Source organism: Microbacterium sp. Root280D1 (assembly GCF_001428975.1).
GTDB lineage: Bacteria > Actinomycetota > Actinomycetes > Actinomycetales > Microbacteriaceae > Microbacterium.
The window spans coordinates 111709-126905 of sequence record NZ_LMJK01000003.1 but is presented as its reverse complement, the minus strand read 5'-3'; the positions used below and the strand labels follow the sequence as shown (position 1 = coordinate 126905).

The 15197-nt window shown below is 67.4% G+C and carries 14 protein-coding genes; 6 read left to right on the top strand and 8 right to left on the bottom strand.

Annotated elements, in window-relative coordinates; all coding sequences use genetic code 11:
* Positions 1-100: 100 nt before the first annotated feature.
* From cydB to ASE34_RS13030, 3 genes are all read right to left on the bottom strand, one after another.
* The gene (gene cydB / locus ASE34_RS13040; RefSeq protein WP_056279330.1) at positions 101-1123 is read right to left on the bottom strand and encodes a cytochrome d ubiquinol oxidase subunit II; all 1023 of its coding nucleotides are present in this window, start codon (positions 1121-1123) and stop codon (positions 101-103) included.
* A 14-nt stretch (positions 1124-1137) separates the two neighbouring features.
* Positions 1138-2553: a cytochrome ubiquinol oxidase subunit I gene (locus tag ASE34_RS13035; RefSeq protein WP_053097727.1), complete on the bottom strand. Its 1416-nt coding sequence runs from the start codon at positions 2551-2553 to the stop codon at positions 1138-1140.
* A 93-nt stretch (positions 2554-2646) separates the two neighbouring features.
* Positions 2647-3327 (bottom strand): ArsR family transcriptional regulator, encoded by a 681-nt coding sequence (locus tag ASE34_RS13030; protein WP_056279328.1) that lies wholly within the window; start codon positions 3325-3327, stop codon positions 2647-2649.
* A gap of 100 nt (positions 3328-3427) precedes the next feature.
* On the opposite strand from ASE34_RS13030, the gene radA reads away from it, so the two are divergent.
* Positions 3428-4795 carry a DNA repair protein RadA gene (radA, locus tag ASE34_RS13025; RefSeq protein ID WP_056279326.1) on the top strand — a complete coding sequence of 456 codons (1368 nt, stop codon included), beginning with the start codon at positions 3428-3430 and terminating at the stop codon, positions 4793-4795.
* Between the two features lie 313 nt (positions 4796-5108).
* On the opposite strand, the gene ASE34_RS13020 is transcribed toward radA, so the two are convergent.
* The 4 genes from ASE34_RS13020 to ASE34_RS13005 all read right to left on the bottom strand — a co-directional run bounded on the left by ASE34_RS13020 (position 5109) and on the right by ASE34_RS13005 (position 9621).
* Positions 5109-5519, bottom strand: coding sequence for a hypothetical protein (locus ASE34_RS13020; protein ID WP_053097730.1), 411 nt, complete (start codon positions 5517-5519; stop codon positions 5109-5111).
* A gap of 279 nt (positions 5520-5798) precedes the next feature.
* Positions 5799-6458 (bottom strand): hypothetical protein, encoded by a 660-nt coding sequence (locus ASE34_RS13015; protein ID WP_056279324.1) that lies wholly within the window; start codon positions 6456-6458, stop codon positions 5799-5801.
* A 9-nt stretch (positions 6459-6467) separates the two neighbouring features.
* Entirely contained in the window at positions 6468-6971 is a 504-nt protein-coding gene (locus tag ASE34_RS13010; protein ID WP_042539928.1) for an amino-acid N-acetyltransferase, read from the bottom strand.
* A gap of 124 nt (positions 6972-7095) precedes the next feature.
* Positions 7096-9621 (bottom strand): ATP-dependent Clp protease ATP-binding subunit, encoded by a 2526-nt coding sequence (locus ASE34_RS13005; protein ID WP_053097733.1) that lies wholly within the window; start codon positions 9619-9621, stop codon positions 7096-7098.
* A 226-nt stretch (positions 9622-9847) separates the two neighbouring features.
* Between ASE34_RS13005 and ASE34_RS13000 the strand changes: the two genes are divergently transcribed.
* From ASE34_RS13000 to ASE34_RS12980, 5 genes are all read left to right on the top strand, one after another.
* Positions 9848-10468, top strand: a complete 621-nt coding sequence (locus tag ASE34_RS13000) for a DUF2975 domain-containing protein (RefSeq protein WP_056279323.1) — start codon at positions 9848-9850, stop codon at positions 10466-10468.
* A 2-nt stretch (positions 10469-10470) separates the two neighbouring features.
* On the top strand, positions 10471-11106 hold the full coding sequence (locus ASE34_RS12995; RefSeq protein WP_056279321.1) for a hypothetical protein: 636 nt from the start codon (positions 10471-10473) through the stop codon (positions 11104-11106).
* Positions 11103-11333 carry a helix-turn-helix domain-containing protein gene (locus ASE34_RS12990; protein ID WP_053097736.1) on the top strand — a complete coding sequence of 77 codons (231 nt, stop codon included), beginning with the start codon at positions 11103-11105 and terminating at the stop codon, positions 11331-11333. Before ASE34_RS12995 ends, ASE34_RS12990 begins: the two co-directional genes overlap by 4 nt.
* 128 nt (positions 11334-11461) lie before the next feature.
* Positions 11462-11800 (top strand): hypothetical protein, encoded by a 339-nt coding sequence (locus ASE34_RS12985; protein ID WP_053097737.1) that lies wholly within the window; start codon positions 11462-11464, stop codon positions 11798-11800.
* Positions 11801-11941: 141 nt separating this feature from the next.
* Positions 11942-13369 (top strand): dicarboxylate/amino acid:cation symporter, encoded by a 1428-nt coding sequence (locus ASE34_RS12980; protein ID WP_056279319.1) that lies wholly within the window; start codon positions 11942-11944, stop codon positions 13367-13369.
* A gap of 63 nt (positions 13370-13432) precedes the next feature.
* On the opposite strand, the gene ASE34_RS12975 is transcribed toward ASE34_RS12980, so the two are convergent.
* Positions 13433-15163: a cation:proton antiporter gene (locus tag ASE34_RS12975; RefSeq protein ID WP_056279316.1), complete on the bottom strand. Its 1731-nt coding sequence runs from the start codon at positions 15161-15163 to the stop codon at positions 13433-13435.
* Positions 15164-15197 lie beyond the last annotated feature (34 nt).

Below are 15197 nucleotides of genomic sequence, written 5' to 3'. Positions count from 1 at the left end.
ATCTCCGCAGCGAGGGCCCGACAGGTCGCTCCGGTCGCAGTTCGTGCCGCTCCCCGATCAGAGAGGCGGCACGAACTGCGACCGGAGCAGAAGTCGTGTCTCACGCGTGCGCCGGAGCCCCCTCGATCGAGCTGCGGGTGACGCGCTTGCGGAAGATCCAGTACGTCCAGGTCTGGTACGCGAGCACCAGCGGCAGGGCGATCAGGGCGGTCCAGCTCATGATCGTCAGCGTATACGGCGTGCTCGAGGCGTTCTCGATCGTGAGGCTGAAGGCCGGGTCGATCGTCGACGGCATCACGTAGGGGAACAGCGCCGCGAACAGCATCACGACAGCGGATGCCACGGTGACGGCGCCCGCCGTGAAGGCCCGTCCGTCACGTCCGCGCATCGAGAAGAGCACCGACGCGATCAGGGCGAGCGCGGCGACGAGACCGCATCCGATGACCATCAGCATGAGCGGAGACTCACGATCCCAGGCGATGCCGATCGTCCAGAGCACGGTGCCAGCGGCGGCGAGCACCGTCGGCCCGGCGGCGAGCTTGACCAGACGACGAGCGTCCGCGTGCACCTGGCCGTCGGTCTTGAGCGAGACGAACAGCACGCCGTGCAGGAAGAACAGCAGCAGCGTCGTGATGCCGACGAGCAGCGAATACGGGTTCAGCAGTGCGAAGAACCCGCCCACGTAGATGTGGTTCTCGTCGATCGCCACGCCCTGCACGATGTTGCCGAACGCGACACCCCACAGCAGCGCGGGCACGGCCGAGCCGATCACGATCATCCGGTCGAAGCCGCGCTTCCACTGAGCGCCCTCACGCTGGTGCCGGTACTCGAACGACACCCCGCGCAGGATCAGCGCGAGCAGGATCAGCAGCAGCGGCAGGTAGAACCCGCTGAACAGCGTCGCGTACCACTCGGGGAACGACGCGAACAGGCAGGCGCCGGCGACGATCACCCAGGTCTCGTTGAGATCCCAGATGGGGCCGATCGTGTTGATGACCTGGCGACGCGAGACGTCGTTCTTACCGAGGAACGGCAGCGACATGCCCACGCCGAAGTCGAACCCGTCGAGCACGAAGTAGCCGACGAAGAGGAAGGCGACGATCCAGAACCACATGTATTCCATGACTGATCCCTTTCTCAGTACACGACGGACGGCAGCTGGGCCGTCTCCTCGTGGGGCTGCTCTTCGGTGTCCGGACCCTTCTGGGCCGCACGGATGATGAGGCGGATCTCGACCACGGCGAGCGCGGCGTAGATCGCGGTGAAGGCGATCAGCGAGATCAGCACCTCGACGCCGCTGACGCCCGGCGAGACGCCGTCCTGCGTGGTCATGAGTCCGAAGACGATCCAGGGCTGCCTGCCCATCTCGGTGAAGACCCAGCCCATGATGTTGGCGACGAGCGCGAGCGGGAACGACCAGATCGCGAGCTTCCACATCCACGGCGCCGGCGGGTTCTTTGCGCCCTTGCGGGTGACCCAGAGGCCGACCACGGCGACGAGGGCGGCGGCCATGCCGAGGCCGATCATCCAGCGGAACGCCCAGTACGTGACCCAGAGGATCGGAGCGAACTCGGTGAGTCCGGTGTCGGCGAAGGTGGTGGCGTACTCGGCGTTGAGGTCGTTGATGCCGTGCACGCACGCGTCGAACGTGTGGGTCGACAGCAGCGACAGCAGGTACGGCACGCGGATCGAGAACAGCTCGGAGCTGCCGTCGGGGGTGCCCAGCGTGAAGAGGCTGAAAGAGGCATCCGGGCCGCACACCGTGTTGAAGGTCGCCTCGGCGGCCGCCATCTTCATCGGCTGAGCCGCATACATCGCGAGGCCCAGCTGATCACCCGTGAGCACGACCCCGGCGGTCGAGAAGATCATCGCCCACAGGCCGAACTTCAGCGAGATGCGCATGGTGTCGAAGTGCTGTCCGCGTGCCAGGTGCCAGGCCGAGACCGAGATCACGACGCCGGCGGCGAACATCAGCGCGCCGAAGATGGTGTGCGGGAAGGCGGCGAGCGCGACCGGGTTGGTCAGCAGCGCCCAGAAGTCGGTGAGCTCGGCGCGGTTGGTCTCGGGGTTGAAGACGTACCCGACCGGGTTCTGCATGAAGGCGTTCGCGGCGATGATGAAGTACGCCGAGAGGATGCTGCCGATCGAGACGCACCAGATCGTGGCGAGGTGCAGCTTCTGCGGCAGCTTGTCCCATCCGAAGATCCAGAGGCCGATGAACGTGGCCTCGAAGAAGAAGGCGAGCAGCCCCTCGAACGCGAGCGGGGCGCCGAAGACGTCGCCGACGAAGCGCGAGTAGTCCGACCAGTTCATGCCGAACTGGAACTCCTGCACGATGCCCGTCACGACGCCCATGGCGAAGTTGATGAGGAAGATCTTGCCGAAGAACCGGGTGAGGTGCAGGTACTGCACCTTGCCGGTGCGCACCCACGCGGTCTGGAAGATCGCGGCGACGAGCGCCATGCCGATCGTCAGCGGCACGAACAGGTAGTGATAGACGGTCGTGAGACCGAACTGCCATCGAGACAGGACCAGCGGGTCCAACCATTCCATGAGCCACTCCTTCTTCCGTGCCCTGGGTGCCACGCTAACGACGGGCCTGCCGCCCCCGATGGGCCGCCGACCGTGAATAAGGCAGATGCGCGCCTAGGCGGCGGACATCTCCGTCAGACGCAGCTGCACGGTGCAGTCCGCCGGCAGGGCGGAGGTGCGAACGGCCTCGGCGGCGAGCGGCCCACCGGCTTCGGTGAGCACCCCCTGCATGAGGCCGAGGTGCACGGAGCACAGCATCGGACGGTCTTCGGCGCGACCCGCGGCATGCGGGCACGGGCTGAGATCGACGGTGAGCTGCTCGTCATCGACGACGGGCTCGAAGCCGCTCTCCTCCAAGTGTTCGATCAGGGCGTCCAGCTGGTAGGTCGCATCGCGACCGAGAGAGGATGCCGACGCAGGCAGGACCCGACGCAGCAGATCGCCGCGGACGGCGGCCGCCTTCGCCTTGTTGCGGGCGATGGGACTCGAGGCATCCGCTGCACCGGTCACTGCGCTGTACAGCGTGCGCGGACGGCCGCGAGTGGTGCGGCGCTCACTGGCCTGGATGACGTAGCCGCCTTCGATGAGGCGCTGCAGGTGCTCGCGAACAGTGTTGGGATGCAGGCCGGTGGCCTCGCACAGCTCGCCGATCGTGCGCTCCCCGCGGGTCCGCACGGGTCCGCCGTCGTGCTCGGCGTCGCCATCGATGCGGGGGCCGCCTTCGAACAGCGCGTGCAGGATCTGCACTCGCGAGAAGGTCGAGATCGGCCCGCAGACGGGCCCGCCGTTGGCCATGGATCCAGTATCCCGCGGGGGCTCGGCGCCATGGGGTGGTTCGGCCGTGAATAATGCCCCAGGCGATAGGGATGTCTGATCTCGGCGATAGCCTGGCTGCATGGCCACCCGAAAACCCGCTGCTCCTGCGTACATCTGCACCGAATGCGGGTGGACGACCGCCAAGTGGGTGGGTCGCTGCGCCGAGTGCCAGCAGTGGGGAACCGTGCAGGAGCAGGGCACCCAGACGGGCATCCTGAGCCGGATCACGCCGCTCGCGCCGACCGCGGCGAAGGCCGCGCGACCCATCACGCAGATCACCACCGAAGACGCTCCACGTCGCACGAGCGGGGTCGGCGAGTTCGACCGCGTGCTCGGCGGGGGCATCGTTCCCGGCGCGGCGATTTTGCTCAGCGGAGAGCCGGGTGTGGGCAAGTCGACGCTGCTGCTCGAGGTCGCCGCTCAAGCCGCCCGCTCCGGCCGTCGGGTGCTCTATGCGAGCGCCGAGGAGTCTCCGGCACAGGTGCGCCTGCGCGCCGAGCGCACAGGCGCGCTGCACGACGAGCTCTACCTGGCGAGCGAGACCGACCTCGCGACGATCCTCGGCCACATCGACGAGGTCGCCCCGCAGCTCGTGATCGTCGACTCGGTGCAGACCGTGTCGTCGTCGCTCATCGACGGCGCGGCCGGTCAGCCGAGCCAGGTCCGAGAAGTGGCGGCCACGCTGATCCGCGTCGCGAAGGACCGCGGGCTGCCCGTCATCCTCGTCGGGCACGTGACGAAAGACGGCACCGTCGCCGGGCCGCGCGTGCTCGAGCATCTCGTCGACGTCGTCTGCCACTTCGAGGGCGACCGTCAGACGTCGCTGCGTTTCATCCGCGCGCTGAAGAATCGCTTCGGTCCGACCGACGAGGTCGGCTGCTTCGAGATGACGGGTGCGGGCATCTCCGAGGTGCCCGACCCGTCCGGTCTCTTCCTCTCACAGGGTGCCACCGAGCCGGGAACCTGCGTCGCGATCTCGCTCGAGGGCCGCAGGGCGCTGCCGGTCGAGGTGCAGGCGCTGACGATCACCACCACCGCGCCGAATCCCCGTCGGGTGGTGCACGGACTCGACTCGTCGCGTGTGGCGATGGTGCTCGCGATCCTCGAACGCCGCGCCGGCATCAAGACGAGCAACCTCGACGTCTACGTCTCGACCGTCGGCGGGGTGCGTTTCACCGAGCCTGCGGCCGACCTCGCGATCGCGATCGCTGTGGCGGGGTCGATCCAGCAGATCTCGGTGCCTCGCACGGTCGCCGCCGTCGGAGAGCTCAGCCTCGCCGGCGAGATCCGCCCCGTCACCCAGTCGGCGCAGCGTCGGTCCGAGGCGTCGCGGCTGGGCTACGACCAGGTGGTCGACGACCGCTCGAAGACGCTGCGTGCGGCGCTCAACGACGTGCGTGCGCGGAACACGAGCAGGCGCAGCGAAGCCGACATCCCGCCGTTCTGAGCTCGCGGCGATGAGCGCCTGTCCCGCGCTCAGCCGGGTCGAACACCGTCAAGCGGGCCACTTCCGCACCGCACCGCACGCGGGGCCACTTCCGCACCGCACCGCAGCGCCATGCGGGGCCACTTCCGCACCGCACCGCAGCGCCATGCGGGGCCACTTCCGCACCGCACCGTCAAGCGGGGCCACTTCCACACCCCAAACGGGCGATCGGGATGCGAAACTGACCCCGCACAGACCATCCGGTGCGAAAGTGACCCGGCACGGGCCGCGGGGCCTGCGCCGGTCGCCTGGGCGAGCGAGCTCGCGCCGCTACTCAGGCGTCGAGGGCCTTGAGCAGCTCTTCGGGCGAGGCTTGCATCGGGTGCGGTCCCGCGATGTCGAGGAATACCGTGGTGATCGGGTGCGCGCCGAGGAACTTCCGCAGCCACTCAGCGCTGTAGATGCCGACCCCTGGCGGGAGGTTCGCCGGCTTGTTCTTGGCATCGCTGAACAGCAGCAGCGCCAGATCGCCCGAGTTGGGGTCGCGATAGGTCCAGACCTCGCCACTGTCGAGAGGGTTGTCGCGGGCGCCGGGCTTCACGAGCGGCACGACCGTGGTGCCGTGGCGCAGTGCGAGAGCGACCGCGGCGATGTCCTGCTTCTCCAACGCCTGGGCGAGGGCATCCGACCGGAAATCCTCAGGTGCGGGCTTGCTCTTCGCGGATTTCGACTTCTTCGCTGCCATGCATCCAGCATATTCAGCGGATGCCGCAGCGCGGTCCGAAACCGAGCCGGGAGAAGAAAGGGGCCCTCTCGAGTCATCCATTGGGGACTGGGGTACTCGAGAGGGCCCACGGACCCTCGGGCGGCATGTCGAAGCGCTGGGGACGCTCTGCTCGACGCCACTGGGGATGGCATGCGCCGCAAGTCTGCGAGGGTCACTCCAATGGTATCCCAAAGAAACAGCAGTGTCACCCGAAACTGAGTGCAGGACTGTATTCAAGACCTTTGGCTAGTTTTTGCCTCAATACAGGAGGATCTGCTTCGTCGTCGTGCCCTTGAAGCCGCCGATCTCGACAGCGACGTGATACGACGCTCCGCCGCCGGGAGCTCGCGGCCGATTCTCGTCCGCGCAGGTCTCGACGCTCGACCGCGTGCGGTCCCAGGTGACCGGCACCTTGCTCGTCACGGTCGCGCCGGCGGTGAGCGTGGCGACCATGCTGCTCGGGTTCTCCTGGCAGTCGGTCGACGTCCACCAGACATCGGTGCCGCTCGACACCGTCATCCGCTGAGTCGTCGACCCCACGTCGATCGCGCAGTCGGTCGACCCGCGGTTCGTCAGCGAGATCGACAGCTGCGGCAGCACGCCGGGATCGTACGAATCGGCATCCGTCACGGCAGCCACCTCGACGTCCTTGGCCTCGCACGCGACGATCCCGGGCGTCTCATCGGCCGACGGCTCAGGCGACGGCGACTCGGCTGCGGGTGGCTCGGAGGTCGTGGCATCCGGCGACGGGGATCCCGGGGCCGAGGCGCTCGGCGAGGGCGTCGCCTCGGCGGCGCTGGCCCACGGGCGTGCCAGGAGCAGCCACACCGCGGCGCCGATGACGGCGACGAGCAGGATCGCCGCGACGAGGGTCACCAATCGTCGGCGACGATAGACGGCGGCGGAGTGGCGAGGCATTGATTCAGGTTAGTTGAGGCTCTTCAGCATCCTGGTGTTGCCGAGCGTGTTCGGCTTGACATGCGCGAGATCGAGGAACTCCTCGACACCCGCGTCGCCGCTGCGCAGCAGCTGAGAGTAGACGTCGGGGTCGACGACCTGTTCGCCGATGATCGAGTATCCGCGGCGACCGAAGAAGTCGACCTCGAAGGTCAGGCAGAACAGTCGGCTGAGCCCGAGCTCGCGAGCCTGCTCCTCGAGCGCGCCGACGATCGCGCCGCCGACGCCGTGGTGCAGCCAGTCCCCGCGGACCATGAGGGTGCGCACCTCGCCGAGGTCCTCCCAGAAGACGTGCAGCGCACCGCATCCGATCAGCTCGCCGTCGGCTTCGGCCACGACGAACTCCTGCACGGCGCCGTAGAGCACAGCGAGATCCTTGCCGAGCAGGATGCGCTGCTCGACCATCGGCTGCAGGAGGTTCCGGATGCCGATGATGTCGGCGCTGCGCGCAGGCCGGACGATGTACTCGCTCACACCGTCAAGCCTAGAACCCGTCACCTCCCCAGACCCTGAGCGAGCCCGGAATGCCGGAGTGCTGGAGTCCCCCGGACATGCAGAAGGGGCGGATGCCACAGCATCCGCCCCTTCTGTGATCAGGTCACTCCCCGCTGGCGACCGCCAGGTCGGGGGTGCCGGAGATCGCTCCACCGGTGTTGACGCCGACCGCGACCTTCTCGCCACGGGGACCGTGCTCGAAGAGGAACTCGCCGTCCTTCGCGTCGACCTTCACGTGGTCGCCGGGGTTCAGCTCGCCGTGCAGGATCTTCTCGGACAGACGGTCCTCGACCTCGTGCTGCATCGCGCGACGCAGCGGACGGGCACCGAGCGCCGGGTCGAACCCGATCTCGATGAGACGCTCCTTGGCGGCCTGCGAGAGCTCGATCGTCATGTCGCGGTCGAGCAGACGCTCGCCGAGGCGCTTCGTGAACAGATCGACGATCTGCACCAGCTCTTCCTTCGACAGCTGCGGGAACACGATGATGTCGTCGACACGGTTGAGGAACTCGGGCTTGAAGTTGCGCTTGAGCTCTTCGTTGACCTTGCCCTTCATCCGCTCGTAGTTCGTCGAGTTGACGCCCTCGATCTGGAATCCGACCGGACCACCGGCGATGTCACGCGCACCGAGGTTGGTGGTCATGATGATGACGGTGTTCTTGAAGTCGATCACGCGGCCCTGACCATCGGTCAGGCGACCCTCTTCGAGGATCTGCAGCAGCGAGTTGAAGATGTCCGGGTGGGCCTTCTCGATCTCGTCGAACAGCACCACGCTGAACGGCTTGCGGCGCACCTTCTCGGTGAGCTGGCCGCCCTCTTCGAATCCGACGAATCCGGGAGGGGCACCGAACAGACGCGAGACGGTGTGCTTCTCACCGAACTCGCTCATGTCGAGCGAGATAAGAGCCGCTTCGTCGTCGAACAGGAACTCGGCGAGCGCCTTGGCGAGCTCGGTCTTTCCGACACCCGTGGGGCCGGCGAAGATGAACGAGCCCGAGGGACGCTTCGGGTCCTTGAGGCCGGCGCGCTGACGGCGGATCGTCTTGGAGAGCGCCGCGATGGCCTCTTCCTGACCGATGACGCGCTGGTGCAGCGCCTTCTCCATGAAGACGAGTCGCGAGGACTCCTCTTCCGTCAGCTTGAAGACCGGGATGCCGGTGGCCTGTGCGAGCACCTCGGCGATCAGGCCCTCGTCGACGACCGCAGCGGTCGCGACGTCACCCGAACGCCACTGCTTCTCGAGGCGCAGGCGCTCGGCGAGGAGGCTCTTCTCCTCGTCGCGCAGCGATGCGGCCTTCTCGAAGTCCTGGTCCTCGGACGCGACTTCCTTCTGCTCGCGGACCTTGGCGATCTTCTCGTCGAATTCGCGCAGCTCGGGCGGGCTCGACAGGATGCTGAGGCGCAGGCGTGCGCCGGCCTCGTCGATCAGGTCGATGGCCTTGTCGGGCAGGAAGCGGTCCGACACGTAGCGGTCGGCGAGGTTCGATGCCGCGACGATCGCGCCGTCGGTGATCTGCACCTTGTGGTGCGCCTCGTACCGGTCGCGCAACCCCTTGAGGATGTTGATCGTGTGAGGGAGGCTCGGCTCGTTCACCTGGATCGACTGGAAGCGGCGCTCGAGAGCGGCATCCTTCTCGAAGTGCTTGCGGTACTCGTCGAGGGTGGTGGCGCCGATGGTCTGGAGCTCGCCACGTGCGAGGAGCGGCTTGAGGATGCTGGCCGCGTCGATCGCGCCCTCGGCGGCACCCGCACCCACGAGGGTGTGGATCTCGTCGATGAAGACGATGATGTCGCCGCGCGTGCGGATCTCCTTGGTGACCTTCTTGAGACGCTCTTCGAAGTCACCGCGGTAGCGGGAACCGGCGATGAGCGAGCCGAGGTCGAGCGAGTAGAGCTGCTTGTCCTTCAGCGTCTCGGGCACATCGCCCTTGACGATCGCCTGGGCGAGGCCCTCGACGACGGCGGTCTTGCCGACGCCGGGCTCGCCGATCAGGACGGGGTTGTTCTTGGAGCGGCGAGACAGGATCTGCATGACCCGCTCGATCTCCTTCTCGCGCCCGATGACCGGGTCGAGCTTGTTGTCGCGCGCGGCCTGCGTGAGGTTGCGGCCGAACTGGTCGAGCACCTGCGAGCCGCCCTGGGCGCTCGGGGTGTCGTTCGACTGCGCGCCGACGGCTGCCGGCTCGCGTCCGGGGGCACCCGAGAGCAGCTGGATGACCTGCTGGCGGACCTTGTTCAGGTCGGCGCCGAGCTTGACGAGGACCTGGGCTGCGACACCCTCGCCCTCGCGGATGAGGCCGAGCAGGATGTGCTCGGTTCCGATGTAGTTGTGACCGAGCTGCAGGGCCTCGCGGAGGCTGAGCTCGAGCACCTTCTTGGCGCGCGGCGTGAACGGGATGTGACCGGTGGGCTGCTGCTGGCCCTGACCGATGATGTCCTGCACCTGCTCGCGGACGGCGTCAAGGGAGATGCCGAGGCTTTCGAGCGCCTTGGCTGCGACACCCTCACCCTCGTGGATGAGGCCGAGCAGGATGTGCTCAGTGCCGATGTAGTTGTGGTTGAGCATCTTCGCCTCTTCTTGGGCGAGGACGACCACTCGACGGGCTCGGTCCGTGAATCTCTCGAACATGCTGTGACTCCTTATTCGCACGTGTTGTTCGACACTGGCGAAGACGCGTGAAGCGCTTGTACATCGAGAGTAACCACCGTGCGCAGGCAGTATGCCCGTGTTCGCCGTCGGCATAGTGCCGTGACCGCCGGTGACGCGTCTCCTGGACCACCGGGGTTGACGGACTTATCGACAGTCGTTATGTTAACGATTATCGGTAATAACGACTCTCGATAAGGAGTGGACGATGACCTCGACGAAGGACCGCACGATCTCTCGCGGCGATTCCGGAGCCCTGATCGGCTTCTGCATCGCAGGAGCACTGATCGCCGCCTACATCACGGTGTTCTCGATCATCCGCATCATCGAACTGGCTCGCGGGGTCGACGTGCCCGTGCTGGTCGAGTTCGTCGGCTCGACGGCGCCTGTCGAGCTGCCCCTCAGCACCGGCGACTCCATCACGGTCGGTCTCGACAGTGCGATCATCACCGCCCCGCAGCTTCCGGCGATCGCCGCCGTGCCCGGCATCATCGGGCAGGTCGCGCAGATCCTCACGATCGTCCTCGTCATCGGATGCCTGATCCTGCTGGCGCGGAGCGTGCTGACCGGCCGCGTCTTCAGCCGCCGCAACACCGCTCTCGTCGCGACCGCCGGGATCGCCGGCCTGGTCGGGTTCGCCACCGTGCGCTTCTTCGACAACATGCTGGCCAACGCGACGGTCGCCAGGATCACCGACAACGGGGTGGACAACGCCGTGATCAGCGTCGAGCCGTTCACGTTCGTCCTCGGGGCCTTCGTCCTCGCCCTCATCAGCACGGTCTTCGTGATCGGCGACCGGCTGCAGCGCGACACGGACGGGCTCGTCTGATGATGAGCACAACCACCGCGACACGTTCGCAGACCGCGGATGCGATCACCGTGATCCTCTTCGGCGCAGCCGCTCTGGTCGTGACCGCGATCAGCACCGTCCTCCGCGTGCTTGGAACCTTCCGAGATCAAGGTATCGCGTGGTCCATTCCGATCGACGAGCAGCCGATCGACGCGACCGTCGGCTCAGGATCCGCGTCGGTCGAGGGGATCGCTCGGGAGGCGATGGTGTTCGCCACCGGGGTGGACGCCGCTTCGACCGCAGCGATCATCGGCTCTCTCGTCCTCTGGGCGCTCGCCCCGCTGATCGTCATCGTCGGCGTGATGCTCGTCGCCTGGAACTTCCTCCGCGGACGCTTCTTCGTGCGGAGCAACGCACGGGCCTTCGACGCGATCGGCTGGACCCTCGTGCTCGCTCCGATGTTCGGAGTGCTGCTCGAGAAACTGGGGCTGAAGGGGGTGTCCGCTGCGGTGGGCATCGGCACGGGCGAGCCGGTGCATCCGATCGACTTCTGGTCCATCGTCCCGATCTTCGCGACCGGCGTCGCGGTGGGCCTCATCGCAGCAGCGTTCCGTCAGGGCATCCGCCTGCAGCGCACGAACGCGGCCCTCGAGGATGAGACTCGGGGTCTCGTATGAGCCCGGCGGAGAACGACGACGAGCTCACCGGCATCCACTGCCGACTCGACGAGCTGCTCGCCGAGCGAGGGATGACGCTGACCGAGCTGAGCGCACGCGTCGGGGTGAGCATCGTCAACCTGTCGGTGCTCAAGAACGACCGCGCGCGGGCGATCCGGTACTCGACCCTGCGCGCGATCTGCGACGCGCTCGACTGCGAGGTCGGCGACCTGCTGGTGCTCGCGTAGGGGGGACCGCGATGGGGGCTCCTGTTTCGATGACCGCCCTCGGGTGACGGCCGCGGGACAGCATCACGGACGGCATGCTCAGCGCAACCCCTTCTATGAATCTCCTGTGGGTCGATAGCGTTGACCGCATGAAGCTCAACGACCGGAACCTGCGCACACCCTCCCGCATCCTCATGGCTCTGCCCATCGCCGCACTCGCCTTCTCGCTGGCCGCCTGCGGGGGAACGTCCCGCCCCGCGGTCGACGACGTCGCCGACGGCATCCAGAAGGTCTACGAAGAGCAGGGACTCGGTGATGTCGTGACGGACGACGTCGCGACCTGCTTCGCCGACGCCCTCGTCGACTCCGACCTGAGCAACGAGACCCTCACCTACATCGCCAACGGCGAGGACAAGCAGTCCAGCGAAGAGGACAAGGCACTCACCACGCAGATCCTCACCGACAACCTGGAGAAGTGCGCGGGCTGACCCCCGGGCCGACCACGAAGGATGACGGATGCTGCGGCATCCGTCATCCTTCGTCATCTCCGCCTCCGGTCGCGGGCGCGGCTCCTAGCGTGGACGGATAGCGCGCACACGGCGCGCACCGATTCTGGAGTCCCCGATCCAATGAGCACCACCGTCCGCGCCACGAAGGCGCCAGACACCCGCGGTCCAGTCCGGAAGCTGCTGACGTCGTTCGGCTTCCAGATCCTCGCCGCACTCGTCCTCGGCATCGCCGCCGGCCTGATCGCCCGTCAGCTCGGAGCGACCGGCGACGAGCCGAACGGCCTCTCGGCCACCCTCGACACGATCGGCAGTTCGTACGTCACGCTGCTGCGCACGGCCGTCGTGCCGCTGATCTTCACCGCGATCGTGGCGAGCATCTCGAACCTGCGGCGCGTGCAGAACGCCGCACGCCTGGCCGGTCAGACGCTGCTGTGGTTCGCGATCACCGCGTTCATCGCCGTGAGCATCGGCATCGTGCTCGGACTCGTGATCCAGCCCGGGTCGCGCGCCGGCGACGACCTCGCCCCGAGCGCGCCCTACACCGTGGGCACCTGGTGGAACTTCCTGCTCGGTCTGATCCCGCAGAACTTCCTCGGCCTCAGCGTCAGCACCAACCCCGGCGCGACCGAGGGCACGTTCTCCTCGAGCGTCAACTTCAACATCCTGCAGGTCATCGTGATCGCGGTCGCCGTCGGCATCGCGGCGCTCAAGGCCGGCAAGAAGGCCGAGCCCTTCCTCGAGTTCACGGAGTCGCTGCTCAAGGTCATTCAGCGCGTGCTGTGGTGGATCATCCGCATCGCCCCCATCGGCACCTTCGGCCTGATCGGCGCCGCAGTCGTCGAGTACGGCTGGGAGAAGCTCGCCTCGCTCGGCTGGTTCGCGATCGCCGTGTACATCGGTCTCGCTCTGGTGCTCTTCGTCGTCTACCCGGTGCTCGTGAAGACCAACGGCCTGTCGATCAGGCAGTACTTCTCGGGCGTCTGGCCCGCCGTGCAGCTGGCGTTCGTCAGCCGCTCGTCGATCGGCACCCTGCCCCTCACCGAGCGCGTGACCGAGCGCAACCTCGGCGTTCCCCGCTCGTACGCCTCCTTCGCCGTGCCGTTCGGCGCGACCACCAAGATGGACGGCTGCGCCGCCATCTATCCGGCCATCGCCGCGATCTTCGTCGCGCAGTTCTTCGGCATCGAACTCACCCTCGTGCAGTACCTGCTGATCGTGCTCGTCTCAGTCGTCGGCTCGGCAGCCACCGCGGGCACCACGGGCGCGACCGTGATGCTCACCCTGACGCTGTCGACGCTCGGCCTGCCGCTCGAGGGCGTCGGCCTGCTGCTCGCGATCGACCCGATCCTCGACATGGGCCGCACCGCGGTCAACGTCGCGGGCCAGGCGCTCGTGCCCACCATCGTCGCCAAGCGCGAGGGGATCCTCGACGAGGAGCTCTACAACGCGCCCCGCGAGGGCCTGCCGTTCGCCGACGACTCGGCCGACGACGACGCACCCGAGGCGGATGCCGCGGCATCCGAGACCGAGCCGGCCAGCACCCGCTGACCTCTCTGCGTCACCGCCCGAGCGCCTCGTCCCTTCCGGGGCGGGGCGCTCGTCCGTCTCCCGCTATGCGCGACCCTGCTGGCGGGTGGCACCGCGGGTGTCGAGCGCGAGCTCCTCGGCATCCATCGCCGTCATCAGCTCGCGCATGAGCTCTTCATCGAGGTTGCCCGCGTCCCTCTCCGCGAGAAGGATGTCGCGGCGCACCTGCAGCCATCCCCGGCTCAGGGCAGCCAGGTCGTCGAAGGACGGGCGAGCTGCGGCATCCTCGACCTGCTGCGCGTCGTCGGTGTCCTTCTCGACGCGGGTCATGCGCTTCGTGAACGCATCGAACACTCCCAGGTCGACCTCGCCGTACTTGGCCTCCCACTCGACGCGCTTCTCGGCCAGGAACGCCTTGCCGGCCTCTCGGCTCTTCTCCCGCACCGCGGCGAGCGCACGCTGATCGTCGTCGTGATCGACGTCTCCCTCGATCCCGAGGCGGCGGATCAGCATCGGCAGCGTGAGCCCCTGCAGCAGCAGCGTGCCCACGGTCACCACGAACGCCACCACGACGATCGCGTGCGAGGCCTCTTCGTCGAGCGTCGCGAGATCGGCGGCCGCGAGAGCGATCGCGAGCGTCACGACGCCGCGCATACCGGCCCATGAGATCACCGCGCTGTCCTTCCAGGTCAGCTGCAGCCCGGCCATCTGGTCGCGCACGATGTGCGTGCGCAGCTCGTCGGCCGTGAACTGCCCCCACCGCCGGGACTTCTCGTGACGTTTCTCGAACTCCCCGTTCTCGACGCCGCGATCCCAGCGCTGAAGGCGCTTGCGGTCCTGGAAGTTCGCCCACGCGCTCGTCGGATAGATGTACAGCGGACGCACCACGAGCACGACCAGCAGCACGATGCCCGACAGCACGAGGATCTGCTCGACGGACTCACCGCCGAGGTCGCGGAGCACCCGGGGGAACTGCAGACCGATGTACGCGAACACGAAGCTCTCGAGCAGCAGATCGGCCGACAGCCAGAGCGGCTTCTCCTGCTGGCGGGTCGTGTAGTCGGTGCGAGGCGAGTTGTATCCGACGTACAGGCCCATCGCGACGACCGCGAGCACTCCGGAACCCAGCAGGTGCTCGGCGATCGCATAGGCGCCGAACGGTGCGAGCAGGCCGAAGGTCCCGATCACGACCGCATCGTTGATCCGCATGCGGAGCTGATGCAGCAGGATGCCGAAGACGAGTCCGATCGCGACACCCACGGCGACGGCCAGCAGGAACTGTCCCACGCCGCCCCACACCGACACGGTCGCGCCCGCGAGGATCGCCGCGAACACGCGGTACAGCGTCAGCGAGGTCGCATCGTTGATCAGACTCTCGCCCGAGAGCACGGTCATGATGCGGCGCGGCAGACCGAGCTTGCGGCCGATCGCAGCGGCCGACACCGCATCCGGCGGCGCCACGATCGCGCCGAGCAGCAGGGCGCCCGGCAGGGTCAGCGACGGCATGATCCACCAGGCCACGAACCCCACCGCGAGCGCCGTGAGCAGCACGAGCCAGATGCCTAGCCGGCGGATCTGCGGGAGGCTGCGCTTGAAGCCGACGAACGAGACGTCCAGGGCCGCCGAATAGAGCAGCGGCGGCAGCACGAGGTTCAGCAGCAGATGGCCGTCGATCTCGACATCCGGCACGAAGGGCAGGAAGGATGCCGCGAGCGCCACGACAGTGACGAGGAGCGGCGCCGGCCAGCCGCGCCATCGGGCGATCGCGGCCACCACGACAGCACCGACGAGCACGTAGAAGATCTCGGCATCCATGCCCCTAAAGTACTGCCCTCCCGCGTCGGTCGCG

What these genes read in the sequence shown, in the direction of transcription:
- ASE34_RS12975 (WP_056279316.1), bottom strand. Translation starts at nt 15,163, where the DNA reads ATGGATGCCGAGATCTTCTACGTGCTCGTCGGTGCTGTCGTGGTGGCC.
- ASE34_RS13005 (WP_053097733.1), bottom strand. Translation starts at nt 9,621, where the DNA reads ATGTTCGAGAGATTCACGGACCGAGCCCGTCGAGTGGTCGTCCTCGCC.
- ASE34_RS13000 (WP_056279323.1), top strand. Translation starts at nt 9,848, where the DNA reads ATGACCTCGACGAAGGACCGCACGATCTCTCGCGGCGATTCCGGAGCC.
- ASE34_RS13030 (WP_056279328.1), bottom strand. Translation starts at nt 3,327, where the DNA reads ATGGCCAACGGCGGGCCCGTCTGCGGGCCGATCTCGACCTTCTCGCGA.
- radA (WP_056279326.1), top strand. Translation starts at nt 3,428, where the DNA reads ATGGCCACCCGAAAACCCGCTGCTCCTGCGTACATCTGCACCGAATGC.
- ASE34_RS12990 (WP_053097736.1), top strand. Translation starts at nt 11,103, where the DNA reads ATGAGCCCGGCGGAGAACGACGACGAGCTCACCGGCATCCACTGCCGA.
- ASE34_RS13035 (WP_053097727.1), bottom strand. Translation starts at nt 2,553, where the DNA reads ATGGAATGGTTGGACCCGCTGGTCCTGTCTCGATGGCAGTTCGGTCTC.
- ASE34_RS13020 (WP_053097730.1), bottom strand. Translation starts at nt 5,519, where the DNA reads ATGGCAGCGAAGAAGTCGAAATCCGCGAAGAGCAAGCCCGCACCTGAG.
- ASE34_RS12980 (WP_056279319.1), top strand. Translation starts at nt 11,942, where the DNA reads ATGAGCACCACCGTCCGCGCCACGAAGGCGCCAGACACCCGCGGTCCA.
- ASE34_RS13015 (WP_056279324.1), bottom strand. Translation starts at nt 6,458, where the DNA reads ATGCCTCGCCACTCCGCCGCCGTCTATCGTCGCCGACGATTGGTGACC.
- cydB (WP_056279330.1), bottom strand. Translation starts at nt 1,123, where the DNA reads ATGGAATACATGTGGTTCTGGATCGTCGCCTTCCTCTTCGTCGGCTAC.
- ASE34_RS12985 (WP_053097737.1), top strand. Translation starts at nt 11,462, where the DNA reads ATGAAGCTCAACGACCGGAACCTGCGCACACCCTCCCGCATCCTCATG.
- ASE34_RS12995 (WP_056279321.1), top strand. Translation starts at nt 10,471, where the DNA reads ATGAGCACAACCACCGCGACACGTTCGCAGACCGCGGATGCGATCACC.